We start from the raw sequence: 525 nt of genomic DNA on the forward strand, positions 1-525 counted from the left end.
CATCCTATGGAAAGATAATGACTGGTAATGTGCGAGTAGATGACGAGGACTGGATCAATAGAGAGACGGCGGATAACAGCTTTCAAGACGCCAGACTTCGCAGAAGATTCCGAATGTTGCTAGAGCGACTATGGTCGGGCGTTGGGCAAACCATTCCATTTGCTTGCCAAGACTGGGCGAACACGAAAGGCGCTTACCGCTTCCTGTCCAATGAGCGCGTAAGCTAGCAGGATATTCTGGGCGGTCATTTCCAAGCGAGTGGTGAGCGCTTTAGGGCGACCGAAGGCCCAATTCTCGTGCTGCAGGACACGACAACGTTCTCATATCAGCGGGAACGTCCTGAGCTTATCGGTTATACGGGCAAGACGTCGATTCAGCGTGGACGGCACGGCCTGCAACAACCGCTGACCCAATGCGGCATCCTGATGCATTCGAGTCTGGCCGTAACCGCTGAAGGCTTGCCGCTGGGCCTGACGGCCATCAAATTCTGGACCCGGACTCAGTTCAAGGGTTGCACGGCGTTAA

General features: G+C 54.7%; 1 protein-coding gene and 1 pseudogene. Both read left to right on the forward strand.

Annotation, left to right across the window (positions count from 1 at the left end; genetic code table 11):
- Nucleotides 1-227, forward strand: a 227-nt coding sequence (locus AWB65_RS36795; RefSeq protein ID WP_235008147.1) for an IS4/Tn5 family transposase DNA-binding protein, incomplete at its 5' end; no start/stop codon positions are given.
- Between the two features lie 69 nt (nt 228-296).
- Nucleotides 297-525 (forward strand): annotated as a pseudogene (locus tag AWB65_RS36800) (IS4 family transposase); the annotation flags it as partial.

The sequence above is a fragment of the Caballeronia humi genome (assembly GCF_001544475.1).
Lineage (GTDB): Bacteria > Pseudomonadota > Gammaproteobacteria > Burkholderiales > Burkholderiaceae > Caballeronia > Caballeronia humi.